Below are 15,813 nucleotides of genomic sequence, written 5' to 3' on the forward strand. Positions count from 1 at the left end.
TTGCGCGCGCTGTTGCATCATGGCGGCAGGCAGGCACGCAGGGAGCAGGCAATGGCAGTTGGCATGGACATCGGCATGGTCGGCCTCGGCAGGATGGGCGGCAACATGGCCCGCCGCCTGTTGCGCGGCGGGCACCGGGTGCACGGCTTCGACCCGGCGGCGGAACCGCGCGACGCGCTCGCCGCCGACGGCGGCCACCCGGCCGGTTCGCTGGAGACACTGGTCGCCGCCCTGCCCGCGCCGCGGGTGCTGTGGATGATGGTGCCCGCGGGCGCGATCACCGACGCCACCGTCGAGGCGCTGTCGGCGCTGCTGTCCGAAGGCGACGTGGTCGTGGACGGCGGCAACGCGAACTACAAGGACACCCTGCGCCGCGCCGAAGCGCTGCGCGGCAAGGGCATCGGCTACGTGGACTGCGGCACCAGCGGCGGCGTATGGGGCCTGGAACAGGGCTACAGCCTGATGGTCGGCGGCGACGACGCGGTGGTCGCCCGGCTGCGCCCGCTGTTCGAGGTGCTCGCGCCCGGCAAGGACCAGGGCTGGGGCCACGTCGGCCCGGTCGGCGCGGGCCACTTCACCAAGATGGTCCACAACGGCATCGAGTACGGAATGATGCAGGCCTACGCCGAGGGCTTCTCGATCCTGCAGCACAAGCGCGAGTTCGGCTTCGACCTGCACCAGGTCGCGGAGATCTGGCGGCACGGCTCGGTGGTGCGCTCCTGGCTGCTGGACCTGACCGCGGACGCGCTGGCGAAGAATCCGGGCATGGAGGGCATCTCGCCGTGGGTCAACGACTCCGGCGAGGGCCGCTGGACCGTGCAGGAGGCGATCGACCTCGACGTGCCCGCGCCGGTGATCGCGCTGTCGCTGATCTCGAGGCTGCGCTCGCGCGACGACGACTCCTACGCCGACCGCCTGCTCGCCGCCATGCGCAACGAGTTCGGCGGGCACGCGATCAAGCGTTCGTAGCGCCACCCTTGCCGCGTTCGCGGTAGCGCCGGATCAGCGCGTTGGTGGACGAATCGTGGCCGAGCGCGGCCCCGGGGTCCGCCAGCTCCGCTTCGGTCGTCTTCGCGAGTTGCTTGCCGAGCTCGACGCCCCACTGGTCGAAGCTGTCGATGTCCCAGATCGTGCCCTGCACGAACACGCTGTGTTCGTACAGCGCGACCAGCGCCCCCAGGGCGTGCGGCGTGAGGCGGTCGCCCAGCAGCGTGGTGCTCGGCCGGTTGCCCGCGAAATGGCGATGCGGTGGCAAGCCGGGATCCTGGCGCCCGAACGCGAGCGCCTCGCCCTGCGCGAACAGGTTGGCCATCAGCAGGTCGTGCTGCCCGGCCTCGCCCGCCAGCGGCTGGCAGAAGCCGATGAAGTCGCAGGCGACCAGCGGCGTGCCCTGGTGCAGCAACTGGTAGAACGAGTGCTGGCCATTGGTGCCCGGCTCGCCCCAGACCACCGGACAGGTGGCGTAGTCCACCGGTTCGCCGTCCACGGTGACCGACTTGCCGTTGCTCTCCATCGCGAGCTGCTGCAGGTAGGCCGGGAAGCGCGCCAGGTAATCGGCGTAGGGCAGCACCGCGTGCGAGCCGGCGCCGAGGAAGTTGGTGTTCCAGATCGCCAGCAGCCCGTGCAGCACCGGCAGGTTGCGCGCCATCGGCGCGCTGCGGAAATGCAGGTCCATCGCGTGGAAGCCGTCCAGCAGTTCCCGGAACCGCTCCGGCCCGATCGCGAGCATCGTGGACAGCCCGATCGCGGAGTCCATCGAGTAGCGCCCGCCGACCCAGTCCCAGAACCCGAACATGTTGTCCGGGTCGATGCCGAACGCGCGCACGCCCTCGGTGTTGGTGGAGACCGCGACGAAATGGCGCGCGACCGCGTCCTCGCCCAGCGCGGCCACGCACCAGGCGCGCGCGGCGCGTGCGTTGGCCAGGGTCTCCTGGGTGGTGAAGGTCTTGGAGCAGACGATGAACAGCGTCTCGCCCGGGTCGAGGTCGCGCACCGCCTCGTGGAAGTCGGCCGGGTCCACGTTGGACACGAAACGCAGGCACAGGTCGCGGCGGCTGTAGTGGCGGAGCGCCTGGTACGCCATCGCCGGCCCGAGGTCGGATCCACCGATGCCGATGTTGACGATGTTGCGGATGCGGCGGCCGTCTGCGCCGGTCCAGCGCCCGTCGCGCACGCGCTCGCTGAAGCCGGCCATGCGCCGCAGCACCGCATGCACCGCCGGCACCACGTCCTCGCCACCGGTGACGATGCGAGCGTCCTCCGGCGCGCGCAGCGCCACGTGCAGCGCGGCGCGGTCCTCGGTCGCGTTGACCACGGCGCCCTCGAACATCGCCTCGCGCCGCGCTTCCAGGCCGCGGGCCTCGGCGAGCGCGAACAGCAGGCGCAGGGTCTCGTCGTCCACGCGCTGCTTGGCGTAGTCCATGTACAGGCCGGCGCCTTCCGCGGCGAGGCGCTCGCCGCGGCCGGGATCGGCGTCGAACAACCCGCGCAGGGTGCGGCCCCCGCTTGCCTCGGCGTGGCGCTGCAGCGCCTGCCATTCCGGCCGTGCGACCAGCCGCATGCTCAACCCTCCACCCGGCCGGCCTTCTCGTCGATCCGCGCGAGCAACTGGCGCCAGGACTTGACGAAGGCCTCGGCGCCCTCCTCTTGAAGGCGTTGCGCCAGCGCCGCGGTGTCCACGCCGGCGTCGGCGTAGCGCTGCAGGCGCTCGCGCGCGTCACCGCCGTCCACCGGCAGCACTGCGCCGGCGTCGCCGTGTTCGGCGAAGGCCTGCAGCGTCTTCGGCGGCATCGTGTTGATGGTGTCGGGTGCCGCGAGCGCCTCGATGTACAGCGTGTCCGGCGCCGACGGGTCCTTGGTGCTGGTGCTGGCCCACAGCAGGCGCTGCGGGTGCGCGCCGCGCGCTTCCAGGCCCTTCCAGCGCGGCGAGGCCAGTAACTCGCGATAGGCGCGGTAGCTGTCCATGCCCATGGCGATCCCGAGGCCGTTGCGCAGCTCCTCCGGCGCGCTGTCCGCGATCGCGCGGTCCCAGCGGCTGACGAACACCGAGGCGACCGATTCGACCACCGGGTCCAGGCCATCGGCGAGGCGGCGCTCGATGCCGCGCAGGTAGGCCTCGGCCGAGGCCAGGTACTGTGCGGTCGAGAACAGCAGGGTCACGTTGATCGGCACGCCCTGGTAGATCGCCTCCTCGATCGCCTGGTTGCCGGCCGGCGTGCCCGGGATCTTGACGAACAGGTTGCGGCGTCCGGCCTGCGCGTGGATGCGCCGGGCGGCCTCGACGCTGCCGGCGGCATCGTCAGCCAGCAGCGGCGAGACCTCCATGGACACCCAGCCGTCGACCCCGCCGGTGGCTTCGTGCACGGGCGCGAACAGGTCCGCGGCGCGGCGCAGGTCCTCCAGCGCCAGCTCCAGGAACAGCGCCTCGCCGGAGGCGCCGGCGCCGTGCTTCTCGCGGATGCCGGCGTCGTAGGCGTCGGAGCTGCCGATGGCCTCGTCGAAGATCGACGGATTAGAGGTCAAACCGGTCAGCCCGTACTCGGCGATCCAGCGTTCGAGGGTCCCGTCGTCCAGCATTTGCCGGGTGATGTTGTCCAGCCACAGGCTCTGGCCGATGGCGCGCAGTCGTTGCAGGTTCTGGTTCATTGCAATCCTCTTCCGATTCCTTCGATGCTGCTCAGCACGGCGCGCTCGATTCCTCGCGCGGATCGTGCCATGCATCGCCGGGGACCAGGGCACGGGCCGAAGGTGGCCCCCAGGTCCCGGGCTCATACGGTTCCACCGGCGCTGGCAGGCCAAGCACCGGGTCCACCACTTCCCAGGCCGCCTCGACCGCGGCGTCGCGGGTGAACAGCGCGCCGTCGCCACGCAGCGCGTCGCCGAGCAGGCGCTCGTACGGCGGCGCGGCGCCCGCCGGCTGGTGGCGCGCGACCAGTTCCACGTCCTCGCCGCGCATCGCTTCCCCGTTGCGCTTGACCCGTGCGCCGATCGCGATCACCACCTCCGGTCCCAGGCGCAGGCGCACGTAGTTGGCGGACGGGGCGCCGCCATGCGCCCGCTGGTCCTCGTCGAAGATCGCCAGCGGCGGCTGCTTGAAGTTGACCACCACCTCGGTGGCGGTGATCGGCAGGCGCTTGCCGGCGCGGATGTAGAACGGCACCCCGGCCCAGCGCCAGGTGTCGATCCCGAGCTTGAGCGCGACGTAGGTCTCGACGTTCGAGTCGCCGGCCACCCCTGGTTCGTCGCGGTAGCCACGGAACTGGCCGCGCACCACGTGGCGCGGGTCGAGCGGCTTCATCGCCCGGAACAGGCGCAGCTTCTCGGACTGGACCGCGGCCGCATCGTCGTCGATCGGCGCGTCCATCGCCAGCAGCGAGACCACCTGCAGCAGGTGGTTCTGGACCACGTCGCGGATGGCGCCGACGTCGTCGTAGAAGCTGCCCCGCCCCTGCACGCCGAACGCCTCGGCCATCGTGACCTGCACGTTGTCCACGTAGTTGCGGTTCCAGAGCGGCTCGAGGAAGGCGTTGGCGAAGCGGAAATACAGCAGGTTCTGCACCGCTTCCTTGCCCAGGTAATGGTCGATGCGGAAGATCGCCTCCTCGTCGAACACCGCATGGATTGCGCGGTTGAGCTCGCGTGCCGAGGCCAGGTCGCGGCCGAACGGCTTCTCCACCACCACCCGCGCCCCTTCGGCGCAGCCGGAGGCGCCGAGGCCCTCCACCACGGTGGCGAACAGCGCCGGCGGGATCGCCAGGTAGTGCAGCGGGCGCCTGGCGCCGGCGGCGTCGAGCTCGCGCCTGAGCGCGGCGAAGGTCGCCGGGTCGCGGTAGTCGCCGTCGAGGTAGCGCAGGTTGGCGGCCAGGCGCGCGAAGGCGGCCTCGTCGAGCGGCGCATCGGACTCCATCAGCGCCTTGCGCACGTGCTCGCGCAGGGTGTCGGTGTCCCAGCCGGCGCGGGCCACCCCGATCACCGGCATGTCGAGCGCGCCGTCGCGCGACAGCGCCTGCAGCGCCGGGTAGATCTTCTTGTGCGCCAGGTCGCCGGTGGCCCCGAAGAACACCAGCGCGTCCGACGCCGTGCCGGGCCGGTCGCCGGCGCGCTCGCCATCCCCGTTCAATGCATGCTCCCTGTCCTTGGAGAACGCATAGTCATACCAGATCGGCCATGAGGCGGATGTGCCAAAACCAATGTGGGAGCGGCGGAAGCCGCGATATCGCCATCGCGGCTCCCGCCGCTCCCACAAAGGGAAGCGACGCTGGCATACGACTTACCCGGTGATCGGGACGATCGTGATCTCCACGCGGCGGTTCTGCGCGCGGCCGGCGTCGGTGCTGTTGCTCGCGATCGGGCGCGACTCGCCGGCGCCGACCACGATCATGCGCTGCATGCTGACGCCGCGGCTCGACAGGTAGTTGGCGACCGAGCGGGCGCGCTGCTCGGACAGCGTCTGGTTGTAGGCGTCGGTGCCGACGCTGTCGGTGTGGCCGGCCACCTCGATCACGGTCTGGTTGTACTCGTTGAGGGTGTCGGCGACGTTGTTCAGCACCGGATAGAACTGCGACTGCAGGTTCGAGCTGTCGAACGCGAAGGTGATGTTGCCCGGCATGTTCAGGGTGATGTTGTCGCCCTGGCGGACCACGTCCACGCCGGTGCCGGCGAGCTCGCGGCGCAGCGCGGCCTCCTGGCGGTCCTGGTAGGCGCCGATGCCCGCGCCGGCCAGTGCGCCGACGCCGGCGCCGACCATCGCGCGCTGGCGGCGCTCGACCGCGTCGTCGCCGGTCAGCAGGCCGGCCACCGCGCCGATGCCCGCGCCGATCAGGGCACCGGTGCGGGTGCGGTTGGGATCGTTGGGATCGCTGGTCTGGCCGGTGTAGGTGGCGCAGCCGGCAAGCATGACGGCGCCCGCGAGCGCGGCGCACAGGCCGGTGGTGTGGAGCTTGTTCATGGGCTTCTCCTTGGGTGGGAAAACGGTCCCGGGGTCGGACCTGAATACGCACGCCAAGGTAACCACGGAAGCGTCGCCGGGCGGTGATGGCAGGGGGCTCGTGTTTAGCCGCCGGTCGGGTTCATGCCGTCGGACCGCCGCCCAGGTAAATGCGCGGGATCCGCTCGTTGAGGCCGGTCAGGATCTCGTAGGGAATGGTCCCCGCCGCCTCGGCCACGGCCTCGACACCGATGGCCTCCCCGCCCTGCCGCCCGACCAGGACCACCTCGTCCTCGTTGAACGCGCTGTCCTGGCCGATGTCCACCATGAACTGGTCCATGCACACGCGCCCGGCGATCGGGCGGCGGCGGCCACCGACCAGTACCTCGCCGCGCGAGGACAGCGCGCGCGGCCAGCCGTCGCCGTAGCCGACCGGCACCGTCACCACGCGGGTGTCGCGCCGGGGTGCCCAGGTCGCGCCATAGCTCACCGGGCTGCCCGCGCGCACGACCTTGAAGTAGACCACCTGGGAGACCAGCGACAGCGCCGGCCGCAACGCCAGCGGACGCGCGCTCGCCGGGTCGGGCTGCACCCCGTACAGCGCGATCCCGGGCCGCACGAGGTCCAGCCAGGTCTCCGGGAAGTGCAGCACGCCGCCGGAGTTGGCCAGGTGTCGCAGCGGCATCGGCGCGCCCAGGCGCTCGAAGTGCGCGCAGGCCTCGGCAAAGCGCTCCACCTGCAGCGCGGTCATCGGCGAGGCCGGATCGTCGGCGCAGGCCAGGTGCGAGTAGACGCCCTTGATCGTGCACCAGGGCGAGGCCACGGCCGCCTCGATGAAGGGCCGGCACGAATAGCTGTGCACGCCGATCCGCTCCATGCCGGTGTCCACCTTGAGGTGCACCACGGCCTTGCGCCCGAGCGCTTCGGCCGCGGCCTCGACCTGGCGCAGCTTGGCGATCGAGGACACGGTGATCTCGAGGTCGTGCTCGAGGAAGCCGGTGAGCTGGGGGCCGAACAGGCCGCCGAGCACCAGGATCGGGACGCGCACGCCGGCCTGGCGCAGGGCGATGCCCTCCTCCAGGAAGGCGACGCCGAGCTGGTCGATGCCTTGCGCCTGCAGGTGCAGGGCCACGGGGACGAGGCCGTGGCCGTAGGCATTCGCCTTGACGATGCCCATGACCGGAACCCCCACCCGGCCGCGGACCGCGGCGAGGTTGTGGCCGATGGCGTCGAGGTCGACGAGGATCCGGGTAGGCCGTTGGCTCATCCGACGATTGTAGGGCCGGCTTCGGGGTGGGCGCTCCCGCGGGAAAGGCGGTGCCCCTGCCCTCCTCCAGAGCGTTTTGAGTCGTCGGTCAGGGGCACCGCCTTTCCCGCTACGCTCCGCCGGCACTCGAAGCCTGTGGCTTCTTGTTGCCGGAGGCACGCTATCCGCTTGTGAACGCGCTGCCGGGTGGGGTAGCCCTTTGGGCGAAATCAAGGAGGAGGCCGAAGGCCGGGGGACATTCGCCCAAAGGGCTACCCCACCCGGCAAGAAGCGCCCACCCGAAGAGTCGCGCGTTACTCGAAGCTGCCGATGGAGTCGTGGGCGAGGTTGTCGAAGCGGGTGTACTCGCCGAAGAACTTGAGCTTGATCGAGCCCGTGGGGCCGTTTCGCTGCTTGCCGATGATGATCTCGGCCAGTCCCTTGTCCGGCGAATTCTCCTTGTTGTAGTACTCGTCGCGGTAGATGAAGACGATCACGTCCGCGTCCTGCTCGATGGCGCCGGACTCGCGCAGGTCGGCCATCATCGGGCGCTTGTCGGTGCGCGTCTCCAGCGAGCGGTTGAGCTGCGACAGCGCGATCACCGGGACGTTGAGCTCCTTGGCCAGGCCCTTGAGCGAGCGCGAGATCTCCGAGATCTCGGTGGCGCGGTTCTCGTTGTTGCCGGGGACGGCCATGAGCTGCAGGTAGTCGATCACGATCAGCCCGAGCCCGTGCTCCTTCTTGATCCGGCGCGCCTTGGCGCGCAGCTTCTCTGGCGACAGCGCCGGCTCGTCGTCGATGAAGATCCTGGCCTCGCGCAGCAGCCGGATGGCGCTAGTCACCCGGCTCCAGTCCTCGTCCTCGAGCTGGCCGGTGCGCAGGCGGGTGGCGTTGATCCGGCCGACCGAGGAGATCAGGCGCAGCGCGAGCTGGCTGGCCGACATTTCCATCGAGAAGATCGCGACCGGCTGCTTCGACTTCATGGCCGCGTACTCGGCCATGTTCAGCGCCAGCGTGGTTTTTCCCATGCTCGGCCTGGCCGCGAGGATCAGCAGGTCGGTCGGCTGCAGGCCGGCGGTCATCTCGTCGAACTCGGTGTAGCCGGTCGGCAGGCCGGTGACGTTGCCGCCGCTCTCGAAGCGCTTCTGCAGCACGTCGAAGGCCTCGGCCAGCGCGCTGTGCACGGACACGTAGTCCATGCGCCCGCGGGCGCTGTGCTCGGCGATGGCGAGCACGCTGGACTCGGCCGCGTCCAGGATCTCGCGGGTCTCGCGCCCGTCCGGCTGGAAGCCGTCGTTGACGATCCCGGTGCCGACCTCGATCAGCTGCCGCAGCACCGCCTTGTCGCGAACGATCTCGGCATAGGCGGTGATGTTGGCGGCAGAGGGCGTGGTGCTGGCCAGCTCGACCAGGTAGCCGCCGCCGGCGACCAGCTCGGCCTGGCCCATGGACTCGAACCACTCGCCGAGGGTGACCGCGTCGTAGGGCCGGTTCTTCTCGGCCAGCTCGCGGATGGCGCGGAAGATGAGCTGGTGGTCGCGGCGGTAGAAGTCGTCGTCGGTGACGATGTCGGCGATGCGGTCGAAGGCATCGGGCGACAGCATCAGCCCGCCCAGCACGGCCTGCTCGGCCTCGACCGACTGCGGCGGCAGGCGGAGCTGCTCGACCCGGCTTTCGTTGTGTCCCTGGAACTCTGCGCGGAACCCCTGGCGTGCGCTCATCAGCGATGCAACTCCCCTGGCCGGACCGTCGCGGCGATCCTGTTGTTGTTGTGTGCCGATCGTCATCGTAGTCGGGCCTGCCCCACAGTGGTTGCAGATAACTCTGTCGCCAACCTGTGGATAACCCCGACCCGTTGCACAGGCTGAGACTCACGCCAAAAGAACACGCCAAAAGAATCGGGCGCCTCGTGGGCGCCCGTTCGGGTGTCGCGATGTCGCGGGGACTCAGGCCGGCTCGGCCTCGACGATCACCTTGACCGGCACTTCGACGTCCGCGTGCAGATGCAGCATGACGTTGTACTCGCCGACCTGGCGGATCGCGCCCTCGCCCATCACCACCTCGGACTTGCCGACCTCGGTGCCGCGCTTGGTCAGCGCCTCGGCGATCTCGCGCGGGCCGACCGAGCCGTACAGCTTGCCCTCGGTCGAGGCGTTGGCGTAGATCGTGACCGACGCTTCCTCGCCCAGGCTGGCCTTGCGCTGCTCGGCCTCGCCCAACAGGGCCTGCGCCTTGGCCTCGTACTCGGCGCGACGGGTCTCGAACTCGGCCAGGTTGGCGGCGGTGGCCGGCACCGCCTTGCCCTGCGGCACCAGGAAATTGCGGCCGTAGCCCGGCTTCACCGTGACCTTGTCGCCCAGGTTGCCCAGGTTGGTCACTTTCTGCAGGAGGATCAGTTCCATTTCTATCGGTTCCTATTCGTTAGCGGCGCGGGGCGCCGCAACAGCTGCTGTCCGAACGGATCAGGCGTTGTGGTTGTCGGTGTACGGAATCAGGGCCAGATAACGCGCGCGCTTGACGGCGGTGGCGAGCTGGCGCTGGTAGCGCGACTTGGTGCCGGTGATGCGGCTGGGGACGATCTTGCCGGTCTCGGTCAGGTTTTGGCGCAGGGTGTTGAGATCCTTGTAATCGATCTCCTTGACGCCCTCGGCGGTGAACTTGCAGTACTTGCGGCGGCGGAAGAACTTGGACATGGGTGTGCTCCTAAAGGGCGGGCTCAGGCGGCTTCGGCGTTGTCGTCGGACTTGTCGTCCGCGTCGCCGTCACCGTCGCTGCTGCTGTCGTCGTCGCGGCGCGGGCGACGCTCACCGCGCTCGGGCTTGTCGCCCTTCTCGTCCTTGTTCTTCATGATCAGCGACTGCTCGGTCACGGCCTCGTCGCGGCGGATGACCAGGTGGCGCAGGATCGCGTCGTTGAAGCGGAAGGTCTCGACCAGCTCGTTGAGCACGGCCTGGTCGGTCTCGATGTTGAACAGGACGTAGTGGGCCTTGACCAGGTTGTCGATCGGGTAGGCCAGCTGGCGACGGCCCCAGTCCTCGAGGCGGTGGATCTTGCCGTTGCCGCCCTCGATCAGCGCCTTGTAGCGCTCGATCATCGCGGGCACCTGCTCGCTCTGGTCCGGGTGGACCAGGAACACGATCTCGTAATGACGCATTGTCGTTTCCTTGTGGATGTCGGCCGGTGGCCCGGCCAGGCAGCCCCCCGGCGGCGCCGGTGGAGCAAGGGTCTCCCCGAAGGGAGCCGGGCATTATAAAGGAATTTCGAGGCTTCTGGAGGGCGGCGGAAGCCGCGACCGGGTCAGGCGGCGCGTTCGGCGTCGGTGGTGAAGGACTCGCCGCAGCCGCACTCACCGGCCACGTTGGGGTTGGCGAAGGTGAACTGCTCGTTCAGGCCGGCCTTGAGGAAGTCGATCGTGGTGCCGTCGACCAGGGCCAGGCTGTCGGCGTCCACGTAGATGCGGACCCCGCCGGACTCGAACACGGTGTCGCCCTCGCGCTGGTCCCTGGCCAGCTCGGCCAGGTAGCCCCAGCCCGAGCAGCCCGTGCGGCGCACGCCGAAGCGCAGCCCGAGCGCCGACGGATCGGCGGCAAGGTAGCTGCGAACGCGTTCGAGGGCGGCGGGAGCGAGCTGGATGGCCATCCATCCATTGTAGCCACTCGCGACCATGACTTCCCCCGGGCAGCGGCCCGAGGTTCAGCTAAACTGCGCGGATGACCACAGTCAGCGTCGAACACGCACTCACGGGCAAGCTGCCGGTCGGCGGCGAAGTCACCGTCCGCGGCTGGGTGCGCACCCGCCGCGACTCCAAGGCCGGGCTGAGCTTCGTCAACGTCAGCGATGGCTCCTGCTTCGCCCCGATCCAGGTCGTGGCCCCCGCCTCGCTGCCCAACTACGAGTCCGAGGTGAAGCGCCTCACCGCCGGCTGCTCGGTGATCTGCACCGGCACCCTCGCCCCTTCCCAGGGCCAGGGCCAGGCGTTCGAAATCCAGGCCGAATCCATCGAGGTCGTCGGCTGGGTCGAGGACCCCGAGACCTACCCGATCCAGCCCAAGGCGCACTCGCTCGAGTTCCTGCGCGAGGTCGCCCACCTGCGCCCGCGCACCAACCTGTTCGGCGCCGTCACCCGGATCCGCGACTGCCTGGCCAAGGCCGTGCACCGCTACTTCCACGAGCAGGGCTACTTCTGGATCTCGACCCCGATCATCACCACCTCCGACGCCGAGGGCGCGGGGCAGATGTTCCGGGTCTCGACCCTGGACCTGTGCAACCTGCCGCTGGGCGACGACGGCCGCCCGGATTTCGGCAACGACTTCTTCGGGCGCGAGGCCTTCCTCACCGTGTCCGGCCAGCTCAACGTCGAGGGCTACGCGCTGGCGCTGAGCAAGGTCTACACCTTCGGCCCGACCTTCCGCGCCGAGAACTCGAACACCACCCGCCACCTGGCCGAGTTCTGGATGGTGGAGCCGGAGATCGCGTTCGCCGACCTGCTCGAGACGGCGCGCGTCTCCGAGGACTTCCTCAAGTACCTGTTCCGCGCGGTGCTGCACGAGCGCGGCGACGACATGGCGTTCATCGCCCAGCGCGTGCAGCCGGACGCGATCACGCGCCTGGAGGCCTTCGTCAACGCGCCGTTCGAGCGCCTGACCTACAGCGAGGCCGTGGCCCTGCTGCAGAAGTCGGGGAAGAAGTTCGAGTTCCCGGTGGAATGGGGCCTGGACCTGCAGACCGAGCACGAGCGCTGGCTGACCGAGGAGCACGTCGGCCGCCCGGTGGTGGTGACCGACTACCCCGAGCACATCAAGGCCTTCTACATGCGCCTCAACGACGACGGCAAGACCGTCGCCGCGATGGACGTGCTGGCGCCGGGCATCGGCGAGATCATCGGCGGCTCGCAGCGCGAGGAACGGCTGGACGTGCTCGACCAGCGCATGGACCAGTTCGGCCTCGACCGCGCGCACTACCAGTGGTACCGCGACTTCCGCCGCTACGGCACCGTCCCGCACAGCGGCTTCGGCCTCGGCTTCGAGCGGCTGGTGGTCTACACCTGCGGCCTGTCCAACATCCGCGACGCCATCCCCTACCCGCGCGCGCCCGGCCACGCCGAGTTCTAGGCATGACCGTCGTCGCTACCGAGCTGATCCTGTTCTTCGCGCTGCTGTTCGTGGCCCTGGCGATCGCCGGCGCCACCGCGTTCGTGATCTTCTGGCCGCTGACCCTGGTGCACATCCGCGACCGCCACCCGGCGATCAAGGCCCAGCTCGGCGAAGGCGCGTTCCTGCGCCCGGCGGCGCTGTGGTGGCTGCTGCGCGGCGGCTACCGTGCGTTCCCCGACCGCTCGCTCAGCGGCCTGGCCACCCCGGCGCGGATTGCGCTCTCGGTGATCCTGCTCGGGCTCGCGCTGGCCGGGATCCTGTGGCTGTGGTCGGTGGCGCCATGAGCGGCCTGCCCGCGTCCGAAGGCGAATGGTGGCTGGCCACCCTCGGCCGGCACATCGTGTGGGCGCGGCTGCGCGTGCGCGAGGCCGGCACTGCCGAGGTCTTCGACGCCGACGGCAACACCCTCGCCTACGACAGCGAGGACAGCGCCCGCGCCGCGCTGATGGACGCCGAGTTCGTGGCGTACGAGGGCCTGGACGACGAGGACGCCGCCGCGCGCGGCTTCGCGCTGGACGCGGTGCGGCCTCCGCGCGCCGACAGCGACGAGGCCCTGCGGCCAAAGATGTTCGTGTCGCTTGCCGCCGGCAAGGGCGCCCCGTAAACTACGCGGCCTGCCCCGGCAGGCACCCTCTTCGGGCGGTTAGCTCAGCGGTAGAGCATTGCCTTCACACGGCAAGGGTCGCAGGTTCGATCCCTGCACCGCCCACCATCGACGACGAAACGGCCACCCTGCGGTGGCCATTCGCGCTTCAGGGGGCGCGCCTCAGAGTCTCGCGTCCGCGGCACCGTCCGCCAGCGCGGACTTGACGTCGTAGACCACGCCCCCGGGTTTCGCCAGCGCGCGCACGTCGAGGTCGCGGAACGCGGCGTGCGCCACCGCCAGCACCACCGCGTCGTAGGCGCCCGGCTCGGGCGCATCCAGCAGCTCCACGCCCAGCCGCTCGCGCGCCTCCACCGGGTCGGCGAGCGGGTCGTGCACGTCCACCGCGGCGTTCGCCGCGCGCAGTTCGCCGATGATGTCGACCACGCGCGTGTTGCGCAGGTCGGGGCAATCCTCCTTGAAGGACAAGCCCAGCACCAGCACCCGCGAGCCGACCACGTGCAGCCGCTCGCGCGCCATCAGGCGCATCACCTGGTGGGCCACGTGCAGCCCCATCCGGCTGTTGATCCGCCGCGCCGCCAGGATCAGTTCCGGGTGGTAGCCCAGGACCGTAGCCTTGTGCGTCAGGTAGTACGGATCCACGCCGATGCAGTGTCCGCCGACCAGCCCGGGGCGGAACGGCAGGAAGTTCCACTTGGTGCCGGCGGCCGCCAGCACCTCGGCCGTGTCGATGCCCATCGCGTTGAAGATCATGGCCAGTTCGTTGACCAGCGCGATGTTGACGTCGCGCTGGGTGTTCTCGATGACCTTGGCCGCCTCGGCCACGCGGATGCTCGGCGCCCGGTGCGTTCCGGCGGGAATGATCGTGCGGTACAGCGCATCCACGAACGCCGCCGCTTCCGGGGACGAGCCCGAGGTCACCTTGACGATGTCGCCGAGGCGGCGCGTGCGGTCGCCCGGGTTGATGCGTTCCGGGCTGTACCCGCAACTGAAGTCCTCGCCGAAACGCAACCCGGAGGCCTGCTCCAGCACGGGGACGCAGACCTCCTCCGTGGTGCCGGGATAGACGGTGCTCTCGTACACCACCAGGTCGCCCTTGCGCAGCACCTTGCCGATCGTTTCGCTGGCGGCGACCAGGGGCGACAGGTCCGGGCGGTTGGCCTCGTCCACCGGCGTCGGTACCGCGACCACGAACACGTTGCAGCCCGCCAGCGCGGCCGGATCGCTGCCCAGGCGCAAGCGCCCGGCGGCCGCGAGCTCGTCGGCGCCGATCTCGCCGGTGGTGTCGCGGCCCGAGCGCAACGCCGCCACGCGCGCCGCGTCCAGGTCGTGGCCCAGGGTGTCGAAATGGCGACCGAACGCGACCGCGAGCGGCAACCCGACGTAGCCGAGCCCGACCACCGCGATCCGGGGCTCCTCCCCGTTCCAGCGCAATGCCTCTCCCATGTCAGTGCTTCCCCGGGTGGTAGTACTCGGTGTACCAGCGCGCGAACCTTTCGACGCCCTCGGCGACCTGCACGCGCGGCGCGTAGCCGGTGGCGCGTACGAGCTCGCTCGTGTCCGCCTCGGTATCCGGCACGTCGCCGGGCTGCAGCGGGAGCATCTCGAGCTTCGCCTCGCGGCCGAGCGCACGTTCCAGCGCGCGGATGAAGTCGAGCAGTTCGACCGGCTGCTCCTGCCCGATGTTGTAGAGGCGGTACGGCGCGACGCCGCTGGTGGCCGGGTCCGGCTGCAGCGGGTCCCAGGCCGGGTCCCGCGTCGCCGGACGCTCGAGGGTCCGCACCACGCCCTCCACGATGTCGTCGATGTACGTGAAGCTGCGCTTGTGGCGCCCGTGGTTGAACACTTTCAGCGGCTCGCCGCGCAGGATGGCGCCGGCGAACAGCATCGGCGCCATGTCCGGGCGGCCCCAGGGGCCATAGACGGTGAAGAAACGCAGGCCGGTGCAGGGAATCCCGTAGAGATGCGCGTAGCTGTGCGCCATCATCTCGTTGGCCTTCTTGGTCGCCGCGTACAGGCTCAGCGGATGCGCGGTCGACTGGTGTTCCGAATACGGCATCGCGGTCCCGGCGCCGTAGACCGAACTCGTGGACGCGAACACCAGGTGCTCCACCGGGTGTCGGCGGCAGCCTTCCAGCACGTGCAGGAATCCGGCCACGTTGGCGTGGATGTACGCATGCGGATTGACCGCGGCATAGCGCACCCCTGGTTGCGCGGCCAGGTGCACGACGCGTGCCGGACCGTGCTCGGCGAACAGCGCTTCCACCAGGGCACGGTCGCCGATGTCGCCGTGCACGTGCGTGTAGCCGCCCGCCGCCGCGACGCGCGCGAGCCGCGCCTGCTTGAGCCCGACGTCGTAGTAGTCGTTGAGGTTGTCCACCCCGACGACCTCGTGCCCGCGCGCGAGCAGCGAGAGCGCGACCTCGGAGCCGATGAAGCCGGCGGAACCGGTGACCAGGACCTTCATGGTGCAATCATAAGGGACCGCCGCCGCGGCGACGGGTACCATCTGCCCCAGTGCACCCGGGAGAGCCGCCATGCAGCTGTACCACAACCCCCGTTGCTCCAAGTCCCGCGGGGCGCTCGAACTCCTGCGCGAACGCGGGATCGAACCGGAGATCGTCGCGTACCTGGAGCAGCCGCCGTCGCCCGTCGAGTTGAAGACGCTGCTGCGCAAGCTCGGCCTCCCTGCCCGCGCGCTGCTGCGCACGGGCGAAGCCGAATACGCCGAGCTCGGACTGGCGGACGAGGCGCTTGGCGAGGACGCGCTGGTCGAAGCCATGAGCCGTCATCCGCGGCTGATCGAGCGCCCGATCCTCGTCGCCGGGGATCGCGCCGTGATCGGCCGTCCGCCCGAGCGCGTCCTCGAACTGCTGTAGCGTCC

At 70.0% G+C, this 15,813-nt stretch carries 17 protein-coding genes and 1 tRNA gene; 6 read left to right on the forward strand and 12 right to left on the reverse strand.

Going from position 1 to position 15,813, the window contains the following annotated elements:
• The first annotated feature begins 63 nt into the window (after nucleotides 1–63).
• Nucleotides 64–969: a phosphogluconate dehydrogenase (NAD(+)-dependent, decarboxylating) gene (gene gnd / locus E4F25_RS03035; RefSeq protein WP_140910293.1), complete on the forward strand. Its 906-nt coding sequence runs from the start codon at nucleotides 64–66 to the stop codon at nucleotides 967–969.
• Here the strand turns inward: gnd and pgi are convergent.
• From pgi to E4F25_RS03085, 10 genes are all read right to left on the reverse strand, one after another.
• Nucleotides 956–2,560, reverse strand: coding sequence for a glucose-6-phosphate isomerase (pgi, locus tag E4F25_RS03040; protein ID WP_140908770.1), 1,605 nt, complete (start codon nucleotides 2,558–2,560; stop codon nucleotides 956–958). The two genes, gnd and pgi, sit on opposite strands and share 14 nt — an antisense overlap.
• 2 nt (nucleotides 2,561–2,562) lie before the next feature.
• Nucleotides 2,563–3,645 (reverse strand): transaldolase, encoded by a 1,083-nt coding sequence (gene tal / locus E4F25_RS03045; protein WP_140908771.1) that lies wholly within the window; start codon nucleotides 3,643–3,645, stop codon nucleotides 2,563–2,565.
• 31 nt (nucleotides 3,646–3,676) lie between these two features.
• Nucleotides 3,677–5,119 (reverse strand): glucose-6-phosphate dehydrogenase, encoded by a 1,443-nt coding sequence (zwf, locus tag E4F25_RS03050; RefSeq protein WP_140908772.1) that lies wholly within the window; start codon nucleotides 5,117–5,119, stop codon nucleotides 3,677–3,679.
• Between the two features lie 150 nt (nucleotides 5,120–5,269).
• A complete protein-coding gene (locus E4F25_RS03055) occupies nucleotides 5,270–5,947 on the reverse strand; it encodes a YiaD family glycine zipper/OmpA-like lipoprotein (RefSeq protein ID WP_140908773.1) in 678 nt (225 codons plus the stop codon).
• 121 nt (nucleotides 5,948–6,068) lie between these two features.
• Nucleotides 6,069–7,193, reverse strand: coding sequence for an alanine racemase (gene alr / locus E4F25_RS03060; RefSeq protein WP_140908774.1), 1,125 nt, complete (start codon nucleotides 7,191–7,193; stop codon nucleotides 6,069–6,071).
• Nucleotides 7,194–7,486: 293 nt separating this feature from the next.
• The gene (locus E4F25_RS03065) at nucleotides 7,487–8,893 is read right to left on the reverse strand and encodes a replicative DNA helicase (protein WP_140908775.1); all 1,407 of its coding nucleotides are present in this window, start codon (nucleotides 8,891–8,893) and stop codon (nucleotides 7,487–7,489) included.
• Between the two features lie 225 nt (nucleotides 8,894–9,118).
• Nucleotides 9,119–9,574 (reverse strand): 50S ribosomal protein L9, encoded by a 456-nt coding sequence (gene rplI, locus E4F25_RS03070; RefSeq protein WP_140908776.1) that lies wholly within the window; start codon nucleotides 9,572–9,574, stop codon nucleotides 9,119–9,121.
• 60 nt (nucleotides 9,575–9,634) lie between these two features.
• The gene (gene rpsR / locus E4F25_RS03075; protein ID WP_140908777.1) at nucleotides 9,635–9,865 is read right to left on the reverse strand and encodes a 30S ribosomal protein S18; all 231 of its coding nucleotides are present in this window, start codon (nucleotides 9,863–9,865) and stop codon (nucleotides 9,635–9,637) included.
• Between the two features lie 23 nt (nucleotides 9,866–9,888).
• Entirely contained in the window at nucleotides 9,889–10,326 is a 438-nt protein-coding gene (gene rpsF, locus E4F25_RS03080; protein ID WP_140908778.1) for a 30S ribosomal protein S6, read from the reverse strand.
• 143 nt (nucleotides 10,327–10,469) lie between these two features.
• Entirely contained in the window at nucleotides 10,470–10,811 is a 342-nt protein-coding gene (locus E4F25_RS03085) for a HesB/IscA family protein (RefSeq protein ID WP_140908779.1), read from the reverse strand.
• Between the two features lie 71 nt (nucleotides 10,812–10,882).
• Here E4F25_RS03085 and asnS point away from each other — a divergent pair, with 71 nt between their 5' ends.
• The 4 genes from asnS to E4F25_RS03105 all read left to right on the forward strand — a co-directional run bounded on the left by asnS (nucleotide 10,883) and on the right by E4F25_RS03105 (nucleotide 13,037).
• On the forward strand, nucleotides 10,883–12,283 hold the full coding sequence (gene asnS, locus E4F25_RS03090; RefSeq protein WP_140908780.1) for an asparagine--tRNA ligase: 1,401 nt from the start codon (nucleotides 10,883–10,885) through the stop codon (nucleotides 12,281–12,283).
• 23 nt (nucleotides 12,284–12,306) lie between these two features.
• Nucleotides 12,307–12,609, forward strand: coding sequence for a hypothetical protein (locus E4F25_RS03095; RefSeq protein WP_140910294.1), 303 nt, complete (start codon nucleotides 12,307–12,309; stop codon nucleotides 12,607–12,609).
• On the forward strand, nucleotides 12,606–12,929 hold the full coding sequence (locus tag E4F25_RS03100) for a hypothetical protein (RefSeq protein ID WP_140908781.1): 324 nt from the start codon (nucleotides 12,606–12,608) through the stop codon (nucleotides 12,927–12,929). Before E4F25_RS03095 ends, E4F25_RS03100 begins: the two co-directional genes overlap by 4 nt.
• Nucleotides 12,930–12,962: 33 nt before the next feature.
• Nucleotides 12,963–13,037, forward strand: a tRNA-Val gene (locus tag E4F25_RS03105).
• A 54-nt stretch (nucleotides 13,038–13,091) separates the two neighbouring features.
• Here E4F25_RS03105 and E4F25_RS03110 read toward each other — a convergent pair.
• Nucleotides 13,092–14,375 (reverse strand): nucleotide sugar dehydrogenase, encoded by a 1,284-nt coding sequence (locus tag E4F25_RS03110; RefSeq protein ID WP_140908782.1) that lies wholly within the window; start codon nucleotides 14,373–14,375, stop codon nucleotides 13,092–13,094.
• A gap of 1 nt (nucleotide 14,376) precedes the next feature.
• The gene (locus tag E4F25_RS03115) at nucleotides 14,377–15,396 is read right to left on the reverse strand and encodes an NAD-dependent epimerase (RefSeq protein WP_140908783.1); all 1,020 of its coding nucleotides are present in this window, start codon (nucleotides 15,394–15,396) and stop codon (nucleotides 14,377–14,379) included.
• 70 nt (nucleotides 15,397–15,466) lie between these two features.
• Here E4F25_RS03115 and arsC point away from each other — a divergent pair, with 70 nt between their 5' ends.
• A complete protein-coding gene (gene arsC / locus E4F25_RS03120; protein WP_140908784.1) occupies nucleotides 15,467–15,808 on the forward strand; it encodes an arsenate reductase (glutaredoxin) in 342 nt (113 codons plus the stop codon).
• Nucleotides 15,809–15,813 lie beyond the last annotated feature (5 nt).

It is taken from the genome of Cognatiluteimonas lumbrici, from assembly GCF_006476065.1.
Taxonomy (GTDB): Bacteria; Pseudomonadota; Gammaproteobacteria; order Xanthomonadales; family Xanthomonadaceae; genus Cognatiluteimonas; species Cognatiluteimonas lumbrici.

Bases quoted from the DNA above. Each gene is read 5' to 3' on its own strand.
- E4F25_RS03055 (WP_140908773.1), bottom strand. From the start codon at position 5,947: ATGAACAAGCTCCACACCACCGGCCTGTGCGCCGCGCTCGCGGGCGCC.
- pgi (WP_140908770.1), bottom strand. From the start codon at position 2,560: ATGCGGCTGGTCGCACGGCCGGAATGGCAGGCGCTGCAGCGCCACGCC.
- gnd (WP_140910293.1), top strand. From the start codon at position 64: ATGGACATCGGCATGGTCGGCCTCGGCAGGATGGGCGGCAACATGGCC.
- E4F25_RS03085 (WP_140908779.1), bottom strand. From the start codon at position 10,811: ATGGCCATCCAGCTCGCTCCCGCCGCCCTCGAACGCGTTCGCAGCTAC.
- rpsF (WP_140908778.1), bottom strand. From the start codon at position 10,326: ATGCGTCATTACGAGATCGTGTTCCTGGTCCACCCGGACCAGAGCGAG.
- rpsR (WP_140908777.1), bottom strand. From the start codon at position 9,865: ATGTCCAAGTTCTTCCGCCGCCGCAAGTACTGCAAGTTCACCGCCGAG.
- E4F25_RS03110 (WP_140908782.1), bottom strand. From the start codon at position 14,375: ATGGGAGAGGCATTGCGCTGGAACGGGGAGGAGCCCCGGATCGCGGTG.
- alr (WP_140908774.1), bottom strand. From the start codon at position 7,193: ATGAGCCAACGGCCTACCCGGATCCTCGTCGACCTCGACGCCATCGGC.
- asnS (WP_140908780.1), top strand. From the start codon at position 10,883: ATGACCACAGTCAGCGTCGAACACGCACTCACGGGCAAGCTGCCGGTC.
- E4F25_RS03115 (WP_140908783.1), bottom strand. From the start codon at position 15,396: ATGAAGGTCCTGGTCACCGGTTCCGCCGGCTTCATCGGCTCCGAGGTC.
- arsC (WP_140908784.1), top strand. From the start codon at position 15,467: ATGCAGCTGTACCACAACCCCCGTTGCTCCAAGTCCCGCGGGGCGCTC.
- E4F25_RS03100 (WP_140908781.1), top strand. From the start codon at position 12,606: ATGAGCGGCCTGCCCGCGTCCGAAGGCGAATGGTGGCTGGCCACCCTC.
- tal (WP_140908771.1), bottom strand. From the start codon at position 3,645: ATGAACCAGAACCTGCAACGACTGCGCGCCATCGGCCAGAGCCTGTGG.
- E4F25_RS03065 (WP_140908775.1), bottom strand. From the start codon at position 8,893: ATGAGCGCACGCCAGGGGTTCCGCGCAGAGTTCCAGGGACACAACGAA.
- rplI (WP_140908776.1), bottom strand. From the start codon at position 9,574: ATGGAACTGATCCTCCTGCAGAAAGTGACCAACCTGGGCAACCTGGGC.